This is a genomic window from Salinispora cortesiana (assembly GCF_000484695.1).
GTDB classification, from domain to species: Bacteria; Actinomycetota; Actinomycetes; order Mycobacteriales; family Micromonosporaceae; genus Micromonospora; species Micromonospora cortesiana.
On record NZ_AXVR01000008.1, the window covers coordinates 1 to 18,379 of the forward strand.

Sequence of the window (18,379 nt, forward strand, 5' to 3'; positions counted from 1 at the left end):
GGGTGGCGTTCGGTGTGGTAGGTGTCGAGCAGGTCGGGCGGCGCCCAGCCGTGCACCGCCGCCGCCAGCTTCCAGCCCAGGTTCACCGCGTCCTGCAAGCCAGCGCTGAGTCCCCACGCCGCCAGCGGCGGCATCTCGTGCGCCGCGTCGCCGGCCAGGAAGACCCGGCCCCGCCGGTACTCCTCGGCGACCGCGGCCGCGTTGCCGCAGGCCCACAACCACGGTGCCGACCCGTGGTGCAGGGACTCACCGGTGAGGCGTTGCCACGCATCGGCGACCTCGGCAAACGTCAGCGCGTCCGGATCTGGGTTCGGCGGTAGTCCTCGGTCGTGGAGCACGATGCGGTAGCGACCGTCCCCCAGTGGCGTGCACACCACCATGCCGCCGCCGGGCCGGCGTTCGCCGATCGGACGAGGGCGTAACTCGACTCCGGTGATCTCCGCGGTGTACATGCCCCGGGTGGCTGCGGGGCCGGAGGCTTTGATCCCGGCCAGCGCCCGGACGGTGCTCCGCGCGCCATCACAGCCGACCAGGTAGTGGGCCCGCACCTCAGTGCCTCCGCCTGGCTCGTCGAAGGTCGCGACGACGCCGTTGCCCGTTTCCCGCACGCCGGTGAGCTCGTGTCGCCGTACTATCGGAACGCTCTGTTCGGCCAGCCAGTCCGCCAGCATCTGCTCGGTGCGGGCCTGCGGCAGGCCCAGGATGCCGCTGTGGTCGTCGTTGAGCCGGCTGAGGTCGATGCGTACGCCGCCGAAATGTCCCATCGGACCCCAGCGGATGCCGCCCAACCGTGCGAGTAGGCCGCGCTGGTCCAGTGATTCGGCGGCACGCCGGTTGAAGCCGAGAGCACGGGACTCGCCGGTGGCGGCGGCGAGGCGGTCGTACACCCGTACCCGCGCGCCGCCCAGGTGCAGTTCAACGGCGAGCATCAGGCCGACCGGCCCCGCACCCACCACGATCACGTCGGTTTCCATTCCCCGGACCTTTCCGCCTCGCGGCCGGATAATCGCGACGCCAAAGTATCCGCCGACGCCCCTCGGATCAATGGTGACCGACGGTTGGCGGTAATTGTTCGACTGCGGATTTCGCTCGGTTGAACCAACGCTATTGCGCGGCAATTTCAGAGATGCCGCATTTGCGGTTGGCCGTTCAGCATGGACGCGACAGTGCGACGGAAAGGAATTGTGGACGTGCCGGTCGAGAAGATCGCGCTGATCACTGGCGCGAACAAGGGAATCGGGTACGAGATCGCGCGTCAGTTGGGGGAGCGAGGGCATACCGTCCTGGTCGGGTCCCGGGACGAGACCCGGGGTAGGCAGGCGGTGGACTCCCTGGCGGCCCAGGGCATCAGGGCAGTACCGGTGCGCCTGGACGTGACGGATCCGACCTCGATCTCGGCGGCTGCGGCGGAGATCGAGCAGCGCTATGACCGCCTGGACATCCTGGTCAACAACGCCGGCATCGCCGGTACCGCCACCGGTGTGCCCAGCACGGTACGCGTCGATGACCTCCGCCAGGTGTACGAGACCAATGTCCTCGGGGTGGTGTCCGTGACCAACGCCGTGCTTCCGCTGCTGCGTCGGGCGGTGGCCGGGCGGGTGGTCAACGTCTCCAGCCACCTGGGCTCCCTGACCCTGAACTCGCAGTTGGACTCGCCGCTGGCTGGCGTCAACCTGATCGCATACCAGTCCTCGAAGACCGCCCTGAACGCGATCACTGTGGCGTACGCCAAGGAACTGCGGGGCACGCCGATCAAGGTGAACGCGGCGAGCCCTGGCATGGTGGCCACGGACCTCAACGGCCACCGGGGAAACCAGACTCCCGCGGAAGGCGCGGCGATCGCGGTCCGGCTGGCGTTGCTGGACGAGGCGGGGCCTTCCGGCTGCTGCCTCTCCGCGGCCGGCGTCGTGCCCTGGTGACCGAACTTCCTCGCGGACACCGGCGGGTGTGCGCGCTGCGCAAAGGAGCAAACGTGCCGACAGATGGGGCGATTCTGGTGCTGGGCGGTACCGGCCGACAGGGCGGGGCGACGGCGCGCGAACTACTGCGCCGCGGACGGACGGTACACGTCCTGGTCCGGGATCCGGGCAAGCCCGCGGCCCGGGCACTGGCGGCCGCGGGTGCCGTACTGGTCCCCGGCGATCTCGACGACGAGGCGTCGTTGGCAGCGGCGATGACCGGAGTGCACGGGGTGTTCAGCGTCCAGACGTTCCGGACCCCGGGCGGTGTGGTCACCGAGCAACGGCAGGGTAGGGCGGTAGCCGATGCCGCGGCTCGCACCGGCGTGGGGCACCTGGTCTACAGCTCCGTCGGGGGCGCGGAGCGCGCCAACGGCGTTGACCACTTCGCGAGCAAGTGGCAGGTCGAGCAGCACATCCAGCAGCTGGGCATCCCGGCGACGGTACTGCGGCCCACCATGTTTCACGAGGTCTTTCACGACACCGGTCCGCGGCTGGTCGACAGCGGGCTGGTCCTCGGCCTGTGGCTGCAACCCGAGGTGCCGTTGCAGCTGATCGCGACCAGCGACATCGGTGCCTTCGCGGCGGACGCCTTCGACGACCCGGACAGCTGGCTGGGCCGGCAGGTGGAGCTCGCCGGTGACGAACTCGCCGGACCCGAGATGGCGGCGGCGTTTGGGCGGGTCGCTGGCCTGCCGGCGCGCTACGAGCAGTTGCCGCTCGGTCCGCTCCGCGTCGCCCGTCCAGATCTGGCGGCCATGTTCGACTTCTTCAACGACGGGGGATACCGCGCTGACCTGCCGGCGCTGCGCCGGATTCGGCCGGACCTGGTCAGCTTAGAGGCGTTCCTCCGGTCCACCTGGACGGCGCCGGGGCCGGGTCAGTGAGCGACGGCGGGCCGGCGCCCCCGGCCGGGCTGCCGGCACCCGTCCCGGTGCCGGCAGCCCGTGTGGTTGCGGTCAACCGATGATCGGACCCTGGGTACGACTGCGCTTGAGCTCGAAGAACCCGTCGGTCGTGGCCAGCGCCAGCACGCCGTCCCAGAGCCGGAGTGCGGCGGCGCCCCGTGGTGTCGGCGACACCACCGGACCGAAGAACGCCACGTTCCGCACTGCGATCACCGGCGTGCCGACATCGGCGCCGACGCGGCCGAGGCCGTCGTCGTGACTGGCGCGTAGCGCCCCGTCGTACTCAGTAGAACTCGCTGCTGCAGCCAGCTCGGGATCCAGGTTCGCGGCGACCAGCGCCGCCTCGTGGGTGGAACGCTGCCGGGGGGCGTTCTCGAGGTGAAGCCGAGTGCCCAGCTCGGTGTACAGCCGGCCCAACGCGGGGGCACCGTACTTCTGCTCGGCGGCGACGCAGACCCGCACCGCCTCCAGCGCGCCCTGCATCCCGCTCCGGTAGCGCTCTGGCAGGTCGTCGCGTCCTTCGTTGAGCAGCGTCAGGCTCATCACGTGCCAACATGGCGTGATCGGCCGCTGCTTCGCGACCTCGAGCAGCCACCGGGAGGTGATCCAGGCCCAGGGACAGGTCGGGTCGAACCAAAAATCTACGGGGGTACGGACATCGTCCGACATCACTGGACTCCTTCAGCCCTCGGCGGCCCAGCGATAGAACCGGGTGGCCAGGGCGTCCGTGGGGGAACGCCAGGTGGCTGGGTCGTAGGGCTGGATGAACGGCTTCAGATCGTCGCTGATCTGGCGGAAGCGGGGGTCGGTGCGGGCCTGGGCGATCCGCTCGCCGCCGTACTCGCCGTCGAAGTCCTGCAGGTGGAAGTAGAGCCCTTGGTAGTGGAACAGCTCGCGGCGTCGGGTGCCCATGCGGTGCGGCATCTCGGTTCCGTCGAACGCGCCGAAGAGTTCGGCGACCTCCGCCGACCACTGCGGACGCATTCGACCGACGATTAGGGTGCTGTACATTGTCGCGTCACCGCCCTTGGCTGCGAGATCAGTAGTTTCCGAGGCCGCCACAGACGTTGATCGCCTGCGCGGTGACCGGAGCGGCCGCGTCGCTGACCAGGTAGCCGACGAGGCCGGCGACCTCCTCGGGGGTGGAGTAGCGACCCAGTGGGATCTTCGCCTGGAATCGCTCCAGGATCTCCGCCTCGGTCGTCTCGAAGTGCGCGGCGTACCCCTGCCGTACCCGCTGCGCCATCGGCGTCTCGACGTAGCCGGGGCAGACCGCGTTGACCGTGACCCCGGTCTTCGCGAGCTCCAGCCCCAGCGCCTTGGTGAAGCCGACTACCCCGTGCTTGGACGCGGAGTAGGGCGCGGCGAGCACCACCCCCTGCTTACCCCCGGTTGACGCGATGCTGATGATCCGTCCCCAACCGCGCTCCAGCAGCTGTCCCGACCGGAGTACCTCACGGGTGACCCGGAAGACGCTGTTCAGGTTGGTTTCGACGACGTCGTACCAGAGCTTGTCCTCAATGGTGGCGGTCACCCCGCCGCCGCTGCGCCCGGCGTTGTTTACCAGGACGTCAACGTGTCCGTACCGCGCGACTGCGGCGCCCACGAGGCGCTCGACGTCGGCCTGACGCCGGACATCCGCGACAGTGCCGGCGGCCTGGTGGCCGCCGGCCCGCAGTTTGCCGACCGTCTCCTCGACGGTCTCCGGAGTTCGCGCACAGAGGAAGACCTTGAGGCCGCAGCGGGCGAGCGTCTCCGCGACCGCCAAGCCGATTCCACTGGTTCCACCGGTGATCAGCGCTACTCGCTGTTCGTTCTCCGCCATGGGGTTGCCTTTCCCGAATACGGTGTCGCGGCAGTATGTCAACGATTTGCGAAATGTCGCTCGAGCCTCGGTGGAAAGCGCTGTTCCAACCGCGTCAACTCGTCAGTTGAACGACCTGGTGGGGCTTGCGACCAGAAAACGACGCGGCCTATCGTCTGGCATCTCACTATCGCCTCGGAGGAAAAGGATTATGTCCGCAGTACCTGCCGCTCCCGTGGTGCGGGACAATTCCGCCGCCTACCTATTACTTGACCTGATCCAGGGCTCGGTGATCACTCAGGCGATCTCGGTCGCGGCCAAGCTCGGCGTCGCCGATGTTCTCGCCGCCGGCCCGTTGCCGGCTGAGGAGATCGCCAAACGCGTGGACTCCGATCCGGAGGCGACCTATCGGCTGCTGCGTACGCTCTCCGGCTGCTCGGTGTTCGCGCTGCGACCGGATGGCCGTTTCGCGCTGACCCCGATGGGCGAGGCACTGCGCGATGATGCGCCAGATTCCATGCGTGGCATAGCGATGCTCATGGGGCATCCGCTGCTCTGGGAGGAGTGGGGGCACCTGATCGAGTCGGTGCGCACCGGGGCAGCCAGCCTGCCGAAACTGCGGGGCATGGGCGCCTTTGAGTTTCTGATGGCGAATCCGGCGTACGCGGCCGAGTTCTTCCAGGGCATGGGGAGCCTCTCCGGCGCGGAGACCGCCCCCGTGCTCGCCGCGTACGACTTCTCGCGGTTCCGTACCGTGGTGGATGTCGTCGGTGGACGTGGCACGCTGCTGGCCGGCATCCTCGCCCAGACCGGGGGCTCCCGCGGAATCCTGTTCGACAACGAGGTCGCCACCGCGGACGCACCAGCGGTCTTCGCCTCGGCCGGCGTCGGTGACCGAGTGACGATCGAGCACGGCGGTCAGTTCGACCCGCTGCCGACCGGTGCCGACGCCTACGTGCTCAAGCACGTCCTGCATGACTTCCCGGAGCCCGCCTGCCGGCAGCTGCTGCACAACGTGCGGGAGGCGATCGCTCCAGGCGGGACCATGCTCGTGATCGAGTATGTGCTCGAGGAGCAGAATGAGCCGCACATTGGCAAGATCATAGATCTGTGGCTCCTGCTGCTGCTCGGCGCCAAGGAGCGCACCCGGCCGCAGTACACCGAGCTGTTCGCCGAGGCCGGCCTGAAGGTTACCCGGGTCATCCCGACCGCCTCACCGGTCTCGATCATCGAGGCGGTTCCGGTATGAGACTCGCCGTACCGCCGCTCCCACCGCCCCCACTGAGGAGCTGAGGTCAGCAGATGGACACGGACGTAATCGTCGTCGGCGCCGGACCCACCGGACTGATGCTCGCGGCCGAGCTCCGGCTCGGCGGCGCGAGCGTCACCATCATCGAGCGGCGAAGCGAGCGGAGCTGGGAGTCCCGCGGCATCGGATTCACGGCGCGCGCGGCGGAGGTCTTCGCGCAGCGCGGCCTGCTGGAGCGACTGGAGAACGCCGAGATCACCCGGCAGGGGCACTTTGGTGGCATTCCGCTTGACTTCGGGGTGCTCGAGGACTCGCACTTCGGAGTCCGCGGCGTGCCTCAGTTCACCGTCGAGGAGATGCTGGAGAACCGAGCGTTGGAGCTCGGGGTGACCCTACGCCGGGGGCACGAGCTGATCGAACTGAGTGAAACCGGCGACCACGTCACGGCGACTGTACAAGGGCCGAACGGCCGGATCGGATACTCGGCCCAGTACTTGGTCGGTTGCGACGGCGGCCGGAGCACCGTACGCAAGCTCGCCGGTTTTGACTTCCCTGGCCAGGACGCGACCTGCGAGATGTACCTGGCGGACGTGACCGGCTGTGACATCCGGCCGCGGATGATCGGCGAGTTGCTGCCGAACGGCATGGTCATGGCGGGGGCGCTCGGCGAGGGCTACTCCCGCATCATCGTCTGCGAAACCGGCACTCCGCCGGATCGGGACCGGCAGGTCACCTTCGTGGAGGTGGCGGACGCCTGGCAGCGGTTGACCGGTGAGTCCATCCATCACGGCGCGGCGCGCTGGGTAAGCCGGTTTACCGACGCCACCCGCCAGGTCACCGAGTACCGGCGGGGACGGGTGTTGCTGGCCGGGGACGCCGCCCACATTCACCTGCCCGCCGGTGGGCAGGGGATGAGCATTGGCGTGCAGGACGCAGTCAACCTCGGTTGGAAGCTGGCGGCCACAGTCCGGGGCACCGCGGACGCCGGGCTGCTCGACACCTATCACCGGGAGCGGCATCCGGTGGGGGCCCGGGTCCTGCGCAACACCCGTGCCCAGGGCATCCTCAACCTCAGCGGGAGCTCGGTCGAGCCGCTGCGGGCCGTGGTGGCCGAGCTCATCGCGCTCCCGGTGGTGGCGCGGCACCTCTCCGGGATGGTGAGTGGACTCGATATCCGACACGACCCGGATCCGGGCGGCGCGCCGCTGGTCGGCGTCCGGACTCCGGATCGCGAACTGGAGTTGGTCGGCGGTGGCCGGGACCGGACTGCCCGGCTGCTCCAGTCGGCGCGGGGCGTCCTGATCACCACTGCGGACTCCGCAGCGACGGAACGGTTGGCTGCGGCCTGGTCCGATCGGGTCGACCTGGTACGCGTGCGGAGTATGCCAGCCGGCCTGGACCCGGACGGCCCACCCCCGGAATCGCTGCTGATCCGCCCGGACGGCTACCTCGCCTGGGTCGCGCCGGGTGGGGGCGAGCTGGTGGACGCCCTGCGGCGTTGGTTCGGCGCGGCCGGACCCGCCGGTGACACCCCGGACCCGGACCGCCTCGCGCGGGCCCACCCGGCAGCCGGTACCCAGGGGAGGCGAACGTGACCACCGACACGGTGCACGAGACGGAGCATCAGGTCGTTGTCAACGCACCCGTCGAGCGGGTGTATTCGTTGATCGAGGAGGTCGGCCGTTGGCCGGAGGTGTTCCCGCCGACGGTCCACGCCGAGTGTCTCGAGCGTGACGGCGAGGCCGAGCTGGTCCGGATCTGGGCGACCGCCAACGGCGCCGCCAAGACGTGGACCTCGCGGCGGCGGCACGACCGAAAGCGGTGGACTGTCTCCTTCCGGCAGGAACGCTCGCAGCATCCGGTCGGCGGCATGGGCGGGGCGTGGGTGATCGAGCCGATCTCCGTCGCCGCCTGTCGGGTGCGGCTGCTGCACGACTTCTTCGCGGCCAGCGACGACCCCGCCGAGCTGGCCTGGATCCGGCGAGCGGTGGATCGCAACAGCACGTCGGAGCTGGCGGCGCTCAAGACGGCTGCCGAGCTCACCACCGCCGACCAGCGTCTCTCCTTCGACGACACCGTTCCGGTCGCCGGCAGCGCCGCGGAGGTCTACGACTTTCTCCAGGACGCCCGGCGCTGGCCACTGCGGCTCCCACATGTTGCTCGGGTGGTGCTGGCGGAGGAGACACCGGGGCTTCAGGTGCTGGAGATGGATACCCGAACCACGGACGGGCCGGTGCACACGACGCGCTCCGTCCGAGTCTGCGAGCCACACCGCGGCATCGTCTACAAGCAGATCCTCCCGCCTGCCCTGCTGACGTTGCACCTCGGTCGCTGGTTGATCGAGGAGCAGGGACCGGGGCGGGTACTGGTCACCTCCCGGCACACGGTCCGGATCAATACCGCGCGGATCGCCGAGGTCCTCGGGCCGGTGGCCGATCTGCCGGCCGCGCGGGAGTTCGTCCGGAACGCCCTCAGCGCCAACAGCCTGACGACCCTACGGGCCGCGAAGGCGTACGCCGAGGGCGCTGGTGGCGGACGTGTAGCGCCGTGACAGTCATCCCGGTCGTCATCGTCGGTGCCGGCCCGGTCGGGCTCCTGCTCGCCGGCGAACTGGGTCGGGCCCGGGTACCGGTCGTCGTCGTGGAGCGGCTGGCCGACCCGATGACCGAGTCGCGGGCGGGGCAGCTCTCCACGCTCACCGCCGAGCTCCTACACGAGCGGGGCCTCGACGTACTGCTCGGCGAGGCCGCGCACGAGCCGCGGGCCCACTTCGCCGGCCTGGGATTGGACCTGTCGGGGCTGGACAGCGCGTACCAGGGCAGCTGGAAGGTGCCCCAGTACCGGACTGAGGCCGTGCTCGCCGAGTACGCCCGGCGCTGGGGCGCGACGGTGCTGCGGGGGTACGAACTGACCGGACTCACCGCCGGGCCGGGCCACGTGGTCTGCCAGCTTCGGGGGCCCGCGGGTCGGCAGCGCCTCGATGCGGGCTTCGTGGTCGGCTGCGACGGGGCGGACAGCTCCGTACGCCGGCTGTGGAACTTCCCGGTGTCGGCTGCAGCGTCGACGAGAGAGCTGCTGCGTGCGGACGTGATCGGACTTCGGATTCGCGACCGTAGGTTCGAGCGGCGGCCCGCCGGGCTCGCAGTGGCGGCGACCCGAGCCGGTGTCACGCGGGTGATGGTGCACGTGGCCGGCCAGCCGGTGACCAACCGGGTGGGGCCGCCGGAGTTCGGTGAGGTCGTCCGGGCTTGGGCGGTGGTGACCGGCGAGGACCTCTCCAGCGGAACTCCGGTCTGGCTGGATGCCTTTCACAACTCCCGGGGACAGGTCGGCGCATATCGACGGGGTCGGGTGCTACTGGCCGGGGACGCTGCTCACTGGCACCTTCCGATCGGTGGCCAGGCGCTCAACGTCGGACTCCAGGACGCGGTGAACCTGGGCTGGAAGCTGGCGGCGACGGTGCACGGCTGGGCCGCACCCGGGCTCCTGGACAGCTACCACGACGAGCGGCACCCGGTAGCGGCGCGGGTGCTGGATTACGTTACCGCGCAGGAGACGTTGCTGCTGGGCGGAGCGGAGGTTGAGCCGCTGCGGGCGATCCTGGCTGAGCTTGTCGGCCTGCGGTCGGTCCGTGATCATCTAGCCGGGACCGCCGCCAACCTGACTGACCGGTGGGGCCCACCTGGCCCGTCGCCGGTCGGGCGGCGGGCTACGACGTTACGGCTCCGAACCGACTCGGGGCCGCTTCCGTTGGCTGACACCGAGCCCGTCATTGTTCGGCTCAGATCCGGTGCGGACCGTCCGCACCACCGCACGGTGCGGACGGTTCACGCGCGTTGTGACGGTGGTCCTCCCCTGGACACCACCGCCCTCCTACTGCGCCCAGACGGCTATATCGCCTGGGCCGGCGACGACGAGGAGGGCCTGGAACAGGCAATCGAGAAGCTGCTGTGGGTGGAAGGTAGGAAGGAAAATGCCAGACTTTGACGCAGATGTCATCATCGTCGGGGCCGGCCCCACCGGACTCATGCTCGCCGGCGAACTGCGCCTCGCCAGCGTCAAGGCCCTCGTCCTGGACCGGCTCACCGAGCCGACGAAGCAGTCCCGTGCGCTCGGCTTCTCGGCCCGGACGATCGAGGAGTTCGACCAGCGCGGGCTCCTGCCCCGTTTCGGCGAGCTACAGACCATCCCCTTCGGTCACTTCGGTGGGCTGCCGCTGAACTTTCAGGTGGTGCCCGGGGGCTCGTACGGGGCCCGGGGCAAGCCGCAGTCGCTCACCGAGGGGATCCTGACCGGCTGGGCCACCGAACAGGGCGCTGACCTCCGCCGTGGCTACGAGGTGACCGGGCTGCGGGAGATTGACGGGGGCGTTGAGCTGGACGCGGACACCCCGTCGGGCCCCAAGCGTCTGCGGGCCCGGTACGTGGCTGGCTGCGACGGTGGCCGCAGCACCGTACGGAAGTTGGTCGGAGTCGACTTCCCGGGCACCGACGCCACGATCGAGATGTGGTTCGCCGACGTCGCGGGCTGTGCGCTGCGCCCCCGATTTTCCGGGGAGCGGGTACCCGGCGGGATGGTCATGGTGCTTCCGCTGGGCCCGGAGGTCAACCGGGTGGTGGTCTACGAACGCGGCATGACCCGGCAGGGTGAAGGGGCGCCGAGCTTCGAGGCGATCGCCGCCGCCTGGAATCGGTTGACCGGTGAGGACATCAGCGGTGGGAGGCCGCTGTGGACCAGTTGGACCACCGACGCCAGCCGTCAGGCGGCGGAGTATCGGCGGGGCCGGGTGTTCCTGCTCGGCGACGCGGCGCATATTCATCTGCCGGTTGGCGCGCAGGGGATGAGCGCGGGCATCGGCGACGCCGTCAACCTCGGCTGGAAGCTCGGTGCGGCGATCAACGGTCACGTTCCGGACCGCCTACTGGACACCTACCACACCGAGCGGCACCCGGTCGCGGCCCGGATCCTGACCAACACCCTCGCGCAGCGCATTCTGTATCTGGGCGGCGACGAACTGGACCCGATGCGGGCCGTGATGACCGAGCTGCTCGGCTACGCGGAGGCCCAGGAGTTGCTGGTCGGCATGGTCACCGGGCTGGACATTCGCTACGACGTGGGGGCGGACGGCCATTCACTGCTCGGCCGGCGGCTGCCCGACACCGAGCTCACCGGTGACTTCGGGCCGGCCGGCACGGTCCGGGCCTTCAGCTTCCTGCACAACGGCCGCGGCCTCCTCCTCGATCTGGCCGGCGACGCCGAGCTGCGCGCCGTAGCCGCGCCGTGGAAGGACCGGGTCGACGTGGTCACTGCGACCTCACGGCCCGTCGGTGCGTTGGCGGAGGTCAACGCCGCGCTGGTGCGGCCGGACGGCTACGTCGCGTGGGTCCGCTCCGGCGCTGCGGACAGCACCGGCCTGTCGGAGGCCCTCATCCGGTGGTTTGGCCGGCCCTGACCGGTCCGCCCAGCCTGGGTAGTCCCGCCGTGTGTTCTAAAGGAGTGAGGAGACGCATGCCCTTCATCGACCCCGAAAATGGCTACCTGACAGTCATCAACCTGTTCAAGACCGATACCCCCGAGCGCGTGGATCGACTCGTCGGCGAAATGCGGGCGATCGTCGACACCGCGGACTACCCCGGTTGGATCTCCAGTACCGTGCATCGGGGTCTGACCGAGCCGGGAACCGCGAACTTCATTCAGTGGCGCGGCAAACAGGATCTGGAGTCGCGGTACGCCGGCGACGAGTTCAAACACCGTACGGTTCCGGTGTTCCACGAGATCACCACCTTCATCCGGTTGCTGCAGACCGAGGTGGAGGTGAGCCAACGCCATCCCGCGCTCGGTGCGGTCACGGAGATCTCACCGGACCGGGATGACTACACGGTGATCGAGATCCTCGGCGTGGCCCCGGCTGATCAGGACGAGCTGATCGGCACCCTGGGCGCGGCCCATCAGTGGCTGGTGGAGGTACCGGGCTATCGCTCGCAGAGCCTGCTCCGCGGCATTCGGGCCCGGAGTGTCCAGGGCGGCGGCAGTGGTCTGACCGCGGTCGGCGAGGAGCGGGACTTCGTGGTGATCTACTCGCAGTGGGACGGCCCGGAGGCCTTCGCCGCGTTTCGCACCCGACCCGCCGCCGACCAGCCCGCGGCCCGCCGCCGGTCGCTGGAGAAGCGGAGCTCCCTCACGACCACCACCGCCTGGAACACCTATCGGGTCGTCCACACCCGGTCCAGCGCCCAACCCGCGTCGGCCTGATCTTCCCCGGCATCCGGTTGTGGGCCCGTGCCTCCGCCACGGGCCCACAACCGGAGTGCCGTACCGAGTTACTGGCCGGTGATCTTCGCCCAGTGCCACTGGCTGTCGAAGGCGGCCACCTTGAGGTTGATGCCGGCGGCGACCAGGTTGGCGGCCTGGGTCGTGGCGGTGGCGATGAGGTCCGAGGCCCGGTGCGCGGCGAGCAGGTCCTGCTCGTCGAAGGGCCGCCCCGCGCAGCGCAGCAGCCGCAGGTCGACGAAGCCAGTGAAGGCACGGCCCAGCACCACCACCGGCTGCGGGCTGCGGATGCTGAACCGCACCCGGGCCGCGACATGACCGTGGTGGTGTTGGTCGGAGTGGTAGGCGAGATCCGGGATGGTGGGCGGGGCGAAGTAGTCGCGGTCCACCACCTCCGGTACCGGCGGCAGGTTGCCGGCGAGGAAGTGCCACGAGTTGTACTGCATGCGTGCGGCCATCGACCAGGCGGCGTCGGCCAGGTGCGCGGCGGAGTTCCCGAAGTGCTGGCGGGCCGCTGGCGTCGGCACCACGCAGCAGAAGAAGTGTGGGATGTCCCAGGAGACGATTGTGGCCCATCGCTCGTCCCGCAGCGCCGCCACCAAATTGGTCAGGGACCGCATGCCCCGGCTCATCGCGAAGTCGGCGTCGAAGACCGTGGTCGCCGCCGCGACGGTTTCGTACACCAGGGACTCCAGCCCGGTCCCGAAGTCGCCATGGGGCTCGGCCAGCCAGCCCGGCGACGCCGCCACGGCAGCACCCAGCTCCCGCAGGGTGTCGCCGGTGACGGGTAGCCGGTCGCGCAGGTGGGCACTGAGCGCCGCCTCCGCGCGATGGGCCCGCCCCGTGCCGGGCCCGGCGATCCGCTCGATCTTGTGCATCAGGGGCCCGTGGATGTCCCGGTACAGCTGAACCCTTGTGCTGATCTCCCGACGGCGCCGAGCGATCGCCACCGCGAGCGCGTCGAGCGCCGTCACCGTGGCCGAGCTGGCCGGCGGCACCGGATCACCACCGGGGATCTCGTTGTACGCCATCCGGGTCCGCTCCAGGAGGTGGGCCACGTGGTCGAGGGTCAGCTGGGTACCGTTGGCCTCCTCGATCCGGGCGTACCCCGCCGACCGGACCAGCAGCGTGAGCGACACCACCAGCAGCACGTCGTCGTCGGACCACAGTTCGAGTGGGACGGTGAGCAGCGCGCTCAGTGCGCAATCCGGGTGCCCCGGCCACAGCGTCTTGCCGGTCAGCGTGTTTCGGTCGCGGAAATTGGTGTACAGCCGGTCACCGCAGTAGAACACCACCGGAGCTGTTCGGTGAACCGCCTCGGTCAGCTCCGCCAGCAGCTTCGCCCGGCCGTCCGACCGCGCCTCAGCGAGCCAGCGGCGACAGTCGGCAACCGAGTCGTGTTGCCGGATGGCGGCAGCGGTGAGCTCGGCCTGGTAGGCGGCCAGATCTCGGGTCGACCACGGTACTCGCAGCACCCCACCGATCAGGTCGTCCGTACTGGTCAGCGGGCCCTGGGACGGAACCCGTACGGCAATCCGACCGCTCCTGGTTAGCCCCACCTCACCGAGGAAGGCCGTCTCGGCACTGTCCGCGTGCCGGACAGCCGGATCGGCACCGCGCCACGACCGTCCGAAAAGTACTCGTACCGCGCACTCCGCGGTGGTGGGCAGCGCCCGTAGCTGGATTTCAGCCGGAACATGCCCGCCGAGGGTCAGTAGCGCCTCCACCGCCACGGCCGGGTTCGGCGCGGTCGTCGCCTGCTGCCAGACCCGGCCCAGCAGGCCAGGGAAGCCGGCATCGCTGCCGACCGGATAGTCGGGTGTGGCGGTGGCGCCGGCCTTCCGGCCGAGCCGGCTCGGCCGTCGGCTCTGCCGCGCCTTCGCCAGGGCAGCTCGGCGGGACAACCCGCTATCCGGCTCGACTGGCAGTGTCATGCCCATCCTCCATGGTCAGGCCGATGTGATCCCAGAGCTTGTCGTCGGTCGGGGTCCACTGCGGATCCGGGTAGATGCAGTCGACCGGGCAGACCAACACGCACACCGGGCACCCGGAGCACAGCTCGGGAATGATCACCACGTCGAGCCCCCGATCGAAGATCGCCCCAAACTCGGGCGGGCAGTTGCGCAGGCAGGTGTCGCACGTGATGCACTCAGATTTCTCGATCCGGCGCGGCGGCTTCCGCCACGCCTCGTTGCGGGTGCGCTGCGTGATCCGCGCGTCCCGCGCCGCGCCCGCCGGGGCAGCGGCCTCTCGTGTCCACGGCATCTCCTGCTCACCTCCGGTGCTGGGCACTCCGGGCCGACCAGCGGCGGCCCGGAGTGAGGTTCCCCTCGGTCAATGGACGGACCGCCGAAGCTGCGCGGAGATGCCGTCCCACAGCTGGGTCCGCGCGGCCAAAGCGGTGTGGACGGTGTCCCTGCACTGCTCCCACCGGTTTCTGTCGTCCCCGCACAGGTCGGCGAGCATCTGCATCGCCATCGGCGTGTGCTCCTCGCTGTCCACCTGAATGTGCCGCCGGAGGTAGTCGACGAAGGTGGAGAGCACGCCGACTCCGGTGTTGAGCGCGGCGACCTGGTCGAACATCGCCGGGATCAGATCCTCCCGACCGAACGCGAACGCCGCGGCCTGGCAGTGCACCGGGGCGTGCTCGATGAACCTCCAGGTGGTGCCGATGAATTCGGCCGCCGGACCGGGGACGCCGGCCTGGGTGATCGCCACGGGGACCGGCACGCCCTCACGCAGCAGGCTGATGAAGGAGTCGATGCCGTGGGTGTCGGCGCCGGCCTGGCGCATGCCGTCCACGTACAGCTCGAAGTGGCTGATGAAGCCGTCGCCCAGCTCGTCGCTCTCCTCGACCAGGGTGATGTCGTTGATCAGTCGGCTGCTGCTGCGCTGCCCGGACGGCACCCAGGGCACCTCGACGCAGGTGAGCTGCCGCTGCAGCGACTTGAGTAGGGACATGAAGTCCCAGACCGCGTAGACGTGGTGCTCCATGAAGGTGACCACCGCGTCGACACTGTCCAGCTGCCCGTACACCGGGTGGCCAAGCACCTTCTGCCGGGCCGGCTCGATGGTGTCCTTGAGCATGTCGATGGCCGGAGTCGACTCGCCCCAGTCGTACCGTGACATCGCCCTTCTCCTCTCGTCTCGTCCTGCCGTCCGGCCCATGGGGCCGGGTGGTCAGAAGGTCCCGAAGTACTCGCGGTGCTCCCACTCGGTGACGACATCGGTCGCCGGGTGTTCCGTCGCGCACCAGGCGCGGAACCGGGACGCCTCGCTCTCTTTGAGCTTGCGCAGGCAGTTCTTCAGTGGCGTGCCGAGCAACTCCTCCGCACGGGTGCTCTCGCCGAAGGCGGCCAGTGCCGCGTCAAAGGAGGCTGGCAGCGCCGGGGCCCGCGTACCAGCCGCCGCGGCACCCGGCGAGTCCAGCCCGGCCAGGCCCGCGTGTAGCTGCGCGGCGATGACCAGGTACGGGTTGGCGCACGGTTCCCCGATCCGGTTCTCGACGTGGGTCGCGCTGCCGGCGTTGAACACCCGGACCATGGCGCTGCGGTCCTCCTCGCGCCAGTCGACGGAGGTGGGAGAGAGCGGGAACCGCGGCGCCAACCGGTGGTAGCCGTTGACGGTTGGGACGGACAAGAGGCAGAACTCGCGTGCGTGGGCCAGCAGCCCCCGCACGTAGGCCTCGCCCGCGGCAGAAAGGGGGCCCGAGGTGCCGTCCTCCGGCTCGAACAGGTTGCGGTTCGTCGTTGTGTCGACGACCGACTGATGCAGGTGCCACCCGCTTGGGTCGAACCCTTCCAGCCCGGGGAGGGTCATGAACGACGCGTGGTAGCCGCGGCGCCGGCACTCCTGCTTGACCTGGGTCCGGAACAGCAGCATGGCGTCCGCCGCCGCCAGCGCCAGCATCGGGCCGAAGGTCGTCTCCAACTGCCCCGGCCCGGATTCGTGTTCGATGGTGCGCAATGGCAGGCCGAGTGCCATGAGCATGGCCGCCAGGGGGTCTGCGATGTCGGCCACGACGTCGTAGTAGCTGTCCAGGTTGAACTGGTATCCGGCGTTCATCGCCGCCACCGCCGGGGCTGCCCCCTGCCGGCCGAACCCGTTGCCCGCGTTACCCACCGGACCGGAGACCAGGCGAGTCAGGTACCACTCGACCTCGAGTCCAATCACGGGTGCCAGGTCGCGTTCCGCGTAGCGGGCACAGACCCGGCGCAGGAGGTGACGGGTCGCCAGCGGGTGTGGCGAGCCGTCCCGGAGGTACTCGTCGCCAACCACCCACGCGGTCCGCCGTTGCCCGCGGGGCAGCACCTGGAACGTGCGTGGATCCGGGACCAGGACGAAGTCACCGGCGCCGAGTAGTTCCGCGACCCCGACGCCGGGGTCGGTGCGGAAGTCCACGGCGACAGCGTGCCCGGTATCGAAGAGGAACGGCCCGGGGCTGAAGTCCAGGCCGTTGCGCAGCACGGTACGGAAGACGTGCGCCGGCACGGTCTTGGAGCGGGCCAACCCGTGCGGATCACCGAAGACGACCCGGACCAGGTCGACCTCGTCGAGCGCAGCCTCGACCTTCTCGGCGGCGGCGATCTGTTCATCGTTCCAGTGGCCGAACTCGGCCACGAACGAGGGCCGCCCGACGCCGCTGTCGCTACCGGGCAGGGACCAGGTTCTGGACATCGTCATCGCTCTCCTTGGAAGTCGCCGCCCGGCCGTGGCGTCGGGCGGGCCAGCTCCGCTTCCAGCCGGCTGGCTGCCCGGAGCACCAGGTCGTCGTCGCCGACGCGCCCCACGAGCTGAACCCCGACCGGGAGCCCGTGGGGCGTCACGCCGGCGGGCAGGGAGAGGGCCGGCTGGCCGGTGAGGTTGAACGGGTAGGTGGCGGGTGACCACGCGAGCCACCGCAGGCCCTGCGGGTCAGTGGTGGCGGGCGGGGCGACGGCGTCGGCGGCGAAGGGCATGATCGGGACGGTCGCCATCGCCAGCAGGTCGTAGCGCTCCATCACGCGGTGCAGCCGGGCCCGCAGTGCCATCCGGGTCTCTTCGGCGCGGAGGACAGCGGCGCCGGTGAGCGTGCGCCCGTACCGGACGAGCGCAAGCCGGCCCGGGTCGCAGAGCTGGTCTTCCGTCGGTGCCGCTGCAGCGGCCTCGGCGGCAGCGAGGAGGTCCACGAGCGCGTCGTAGGGGTCGGTGAACGGCACCGCGATGCGTTCGACCCGGTGTCCCAGTCGGGCCAGCACCGGTTCAACCATGCCGGTGACCGCACGGACCTCGTCGGTCGTCCCAGGGAACTCGAGCCAGCCGATCCGTAGCGCGGCCGGGGCGGCCGTTGGCGTGACCGCTCCGGCCACCGAGTCCGGGTCCTGGCGGTCCGGTCCGACCAGCACCGCCATCAGGACGGTGATGTCGGCGACCTCGCGTGCCAGCGGCCCCAGGTGGGACAGGCGCTCGGCGCCGGGTGGCACGTAGGGGACCCGGCCGAAGGACGGCTTGAACCCGACCACCCCGCAGAATGCCGCGGGGATGCGGATCGACCCAGCCCCGTCGGTACCGATCGCCGCGGTGCTCAGCCCGGCTGCCACCGCGGCGGCCGAGCCGCCGCTCGACCCGCCGGCGGTCCGCTCCGGTGCCCACGGGTTGCGGGTCGGGCCGGCGACCCGGCTTACCGTGCTGGCGCTCCACCCGTATTCCGAGGTCGCGGTCTTGCCCACCAGGATGGCGCCCGCCGCCCGGAGCCGGGCCACCGCCGGTGCGTCCACCGCCGGGCGGCGGTTCGGCACCAGTGACCCGCGTCGGGTGGGTAGGTCCCGGGTCTGGATGAGGTCCTTGACCGCGATCGGGATCCCGAGTAGTGGCCGCTCTCGGAAGGCGACCTCGCCGAGAGTGTCGAGAAGCCGGTCGGCCGCCTCCGCCTCGTACCGGGCGCGGTCGTCGGCGACCGCGACGAACGCCCGGATCGTCGGGTCGATCTCCCCGACGGCCGCGAGCACGTTCCCGAGATGCTCGGCAACTGTCGAACCGCCGGTGAGAAACAGCTGTCTCGTCTCCCGGACAGACCGGCAAACCGGGGTTCGAATGGTGGGAAGCGTGAATGCGGGCACCACCCAAATAAAGGCCACAGTCGCTCGTCGGGCAAGTGTTGCGGGGAGGGCGTGGTGGTCCGGATGGCAACTCCGAAGAAAATACCTTCGGT

General features: G+C 70.0%; 17 protein-coding genes. 8 read left to right on the plus strand and 9 right to left on the minus strand.

What is annotated here, in order from left to right; translation table 11 throughout:
- A partial coding sequence (locus tag K228_RS0105890; protein ID WP_025617583.1) for an FAD-dependent monooxygenase occupies nt 1-974 on the minus strand: 974 nt, incomplete at its 3' end.
- Nucleotides 975-1,190: 216 nt separating this feature from the next.
- Here K228_RS0105890 and K228_RS0105895 point away from each other — a divergent pair.
- Together K228_RS0105895 and K228_RS0105900 are read left to right on the plus strand one after the other, a co-directional pair.
- On the plus strand, nt 1,191-1,919 hold the full coding sequence (locus tag K228_RS0105895; RefSeq protein WP_025617584.1) for an SDR family oxidoreductase: 729 nt from the start codon (nt 1,191-1,193) through the stop codon (nt 1,917-1,919).
- Nucleotides 1,920-1,972: 53 nt separating this feature from the next.
- Nucleotides 1,973-2,845 (plus strand): NmrA/HSCARG family protein, encoded by an 873-nt coding sequence (locus K228_RS0105900; RefSeq protein WP_029723379.1) that lies wholly within the window; start codon nt 1,973-1,975, stop codon nt 2,843-2,845.
- Between the two features lie 72 nt (nt 2,846-2,917).
- Here K228_RS0105900 and K228_RS0105905 read toward each other — a convergent pair whose 3' ends face one another.
- Genes K228_RS0105905 through K228_RS0105915 form a run of 3 tightly spaced genes read right to left on the minus strand, consistent with a single transcriptional unit; the run spans nt 2,918 to nt 4,691 of the window.
- Nucleotides 2,918-3,535: a mycothiol-dependent nitroreductase Rv2466c family protein gene (locus tag K228_RS0105905; RefSeq protein WP_025617586.1), complete on the minus strand. Its 618-nt coding sequence runs from the start codon at nt 3,533-3,535 to the stop codon at nt 2,918-2,920.
- 12 nt (nt 3,536-3,547) lie between these two features.
- Entirely contained in the window at nt 3,548-3,877 is a 330-nt protein-coding gene (locus tag K228_RS0105910) for a TcmI family type II polyketide cyclase (RefSeq protein ID WP_025617587.1), read from the minus strand.
- Between the two features lie 28 nt (nt 3,878-3,905).
- Nucleotides 3,906-4,691, minus strand: coding sequence for an SDR family NAD(P)-dependent oxidoreductase (locus K228_RS0105915; RefSeq protein WP_025617588.1), 786 nt, complete (start codon nt 4,689-4,691; stop codon nt 3,906-3,908).
- A 214-nt stretch (nt 4,692-4,905) separates the two neighbouring features.
- On the opposite strand from K228_RS0105915, the gene K228_RS0105920 reads away from it, so the two are divergent.
- Genes K228_RS0105920 through K228_RS0105945 form a run of 6 tightly spaced genes read left to right on the plus strand, consistent with a single transcriptional unit; the run spans nt 4,906 to nt 12,171 of the window.
- On the plus strand, nt 4,906-5,919 hold the full coding sequence (locus K228_RS0105920; RefSeq protein ID WP_025617589.1) for a methyltransferase: 1,014 nt from the start codon (nt 4,906-4,908) through the stop codon (nt 5,917-5,919).
- 53 nt (nt 5,920-5,972) lie between these two features.
- Complete coding sequence (locus tag K228_RS0105925; RefSeq protein ID WP_025617590.1) at nt 5,973-7,514, plus strand: FAD-dependent monooxygenase; 1,542 nt, start codon at nt 5,973-5,975, stop codon at nt 7,512-7,514.
- On the plus strand, nt 7,511-8,470 hold the full coding sequence (locus K228_RS0105930) for an aromatase/cyclase (RefSeq protein WP_025617591.1): 960 nt from the start codon (nt 7,511-7,513) through the stop codon (nt 8,468-8,470). Before K228_RS0105925 ends, K228_RS0105930 begins: the two co-directional genes overlap by 4 nt.
- Complete coding sequence (locus tag K228_RS0105935; RefSeq protein ID WP_025617592.1) at nt 8,467-9,906, plus strand: FAD-dependent monooxygenase; 1,440 nt, start codon at nt 8,467-8,469, stop codon at nt 9,904-9,906. Before K228_RS0105930 ends, K228_RS0105935 begins: the two co-directional genes overlap by 4 nt.
- Nucleotides 9,893-11,371: an FAD-dependent monooxygenase gene (locus tag K228_RS0105940; RefSeq protein ID WP_025617593.1), complete on the plus strand. Its 1,479-nt coding sequence runs from the start codon at nt 9,893-9,895 to the stop codon at nt 11,369-11,371. The genes K228_RS0105935 and K228_RS0105940 overlap by 14 nt, the downstream gene beginning before the upstream one ends.
- Before the next feature lie 56 nt (nt 11,372-11,427).
- Nucleotides 11,428-12,171, plus strand: coding sequence for an antibiotic biosynthesis monooxygenase family protein (locus K228_RS0105945; RefSeq protein ID WP_025617594.1), 744 nt, complete (start codon nt 11,428-11,430; stop codon nt 12,169-12,171).
- A gap of 68 nt (nt 12,172-12,239) precedes the next feature.
- Here K228_RS0105945 and K228_RS0105950 read toward each other — a convergent pair whose 3' ends face one another.
- The 5 genes from K228_RS0105950 to K228_RS0105970 form a co-directional block, all read right to left on the minus strand.
- The gene (locus tag K228_RS0105950) at nt 12,240-14,123 is read right to left on the minus strand and encodes a hypothetical protein (RefSeq protein WP_025617595.1); all 1,884 of its coding nucleotides are present in this window, start codon (nt 14,121-14,123) and stop codon (nt 12,240-12,242) included.
- Entirely contained in the window at nt 14,098-14,454 is a 357-nt protein-coding gene (locus K228_RS0105955) for a 4Fe-4S dicluster-binding protein (RefSeq protein ID WP_025617596.1), read from the minus strand. Before K228_RS0105955 ends, K228_RS0105950 begins: the two co-directional genes overlap by 26 nt.
- A 69-nt stretch (nt 14,455-14,523) precedes the next feature.
- Entirely contained in the window at nt 14,524-15,318 is a 795-nt protein-coding gene (locus K228_RS0105960; protein ID WP_025617597.1) for a DUF3050 domain-containing protein, read from the minus strand.
- Between the two features lie 51 nt (nt 15,319-15,369).
- Nucleotides 15,370-16,872, minus strand: coding sequence for a type I glutamate--ammonia ligase (locus K228_RS0105965; RefSeq protein ID WP_029723380.1), 1,503 nt, complete (start codon nt 16,870-16,872; stop codon nt 15,370-15,372).
- On the minus strand, nt 16,869-18,176 hold the full coding sequence (locus tag K228_RS0105970) for an amidase (RefSeq protein ID WP_025617599.1): 1,308 nt from the start codon (nt 18,174-18,176) through the stop codon (nt 16,869-16,871). The genes K228_RS0105965 and K228_RS0105970 overlap by 4 nt, the downstream gene beginning before the upstream one ends.
- Nucleotides 18,177-18,379: the final 203 nt, after the last annotated feature.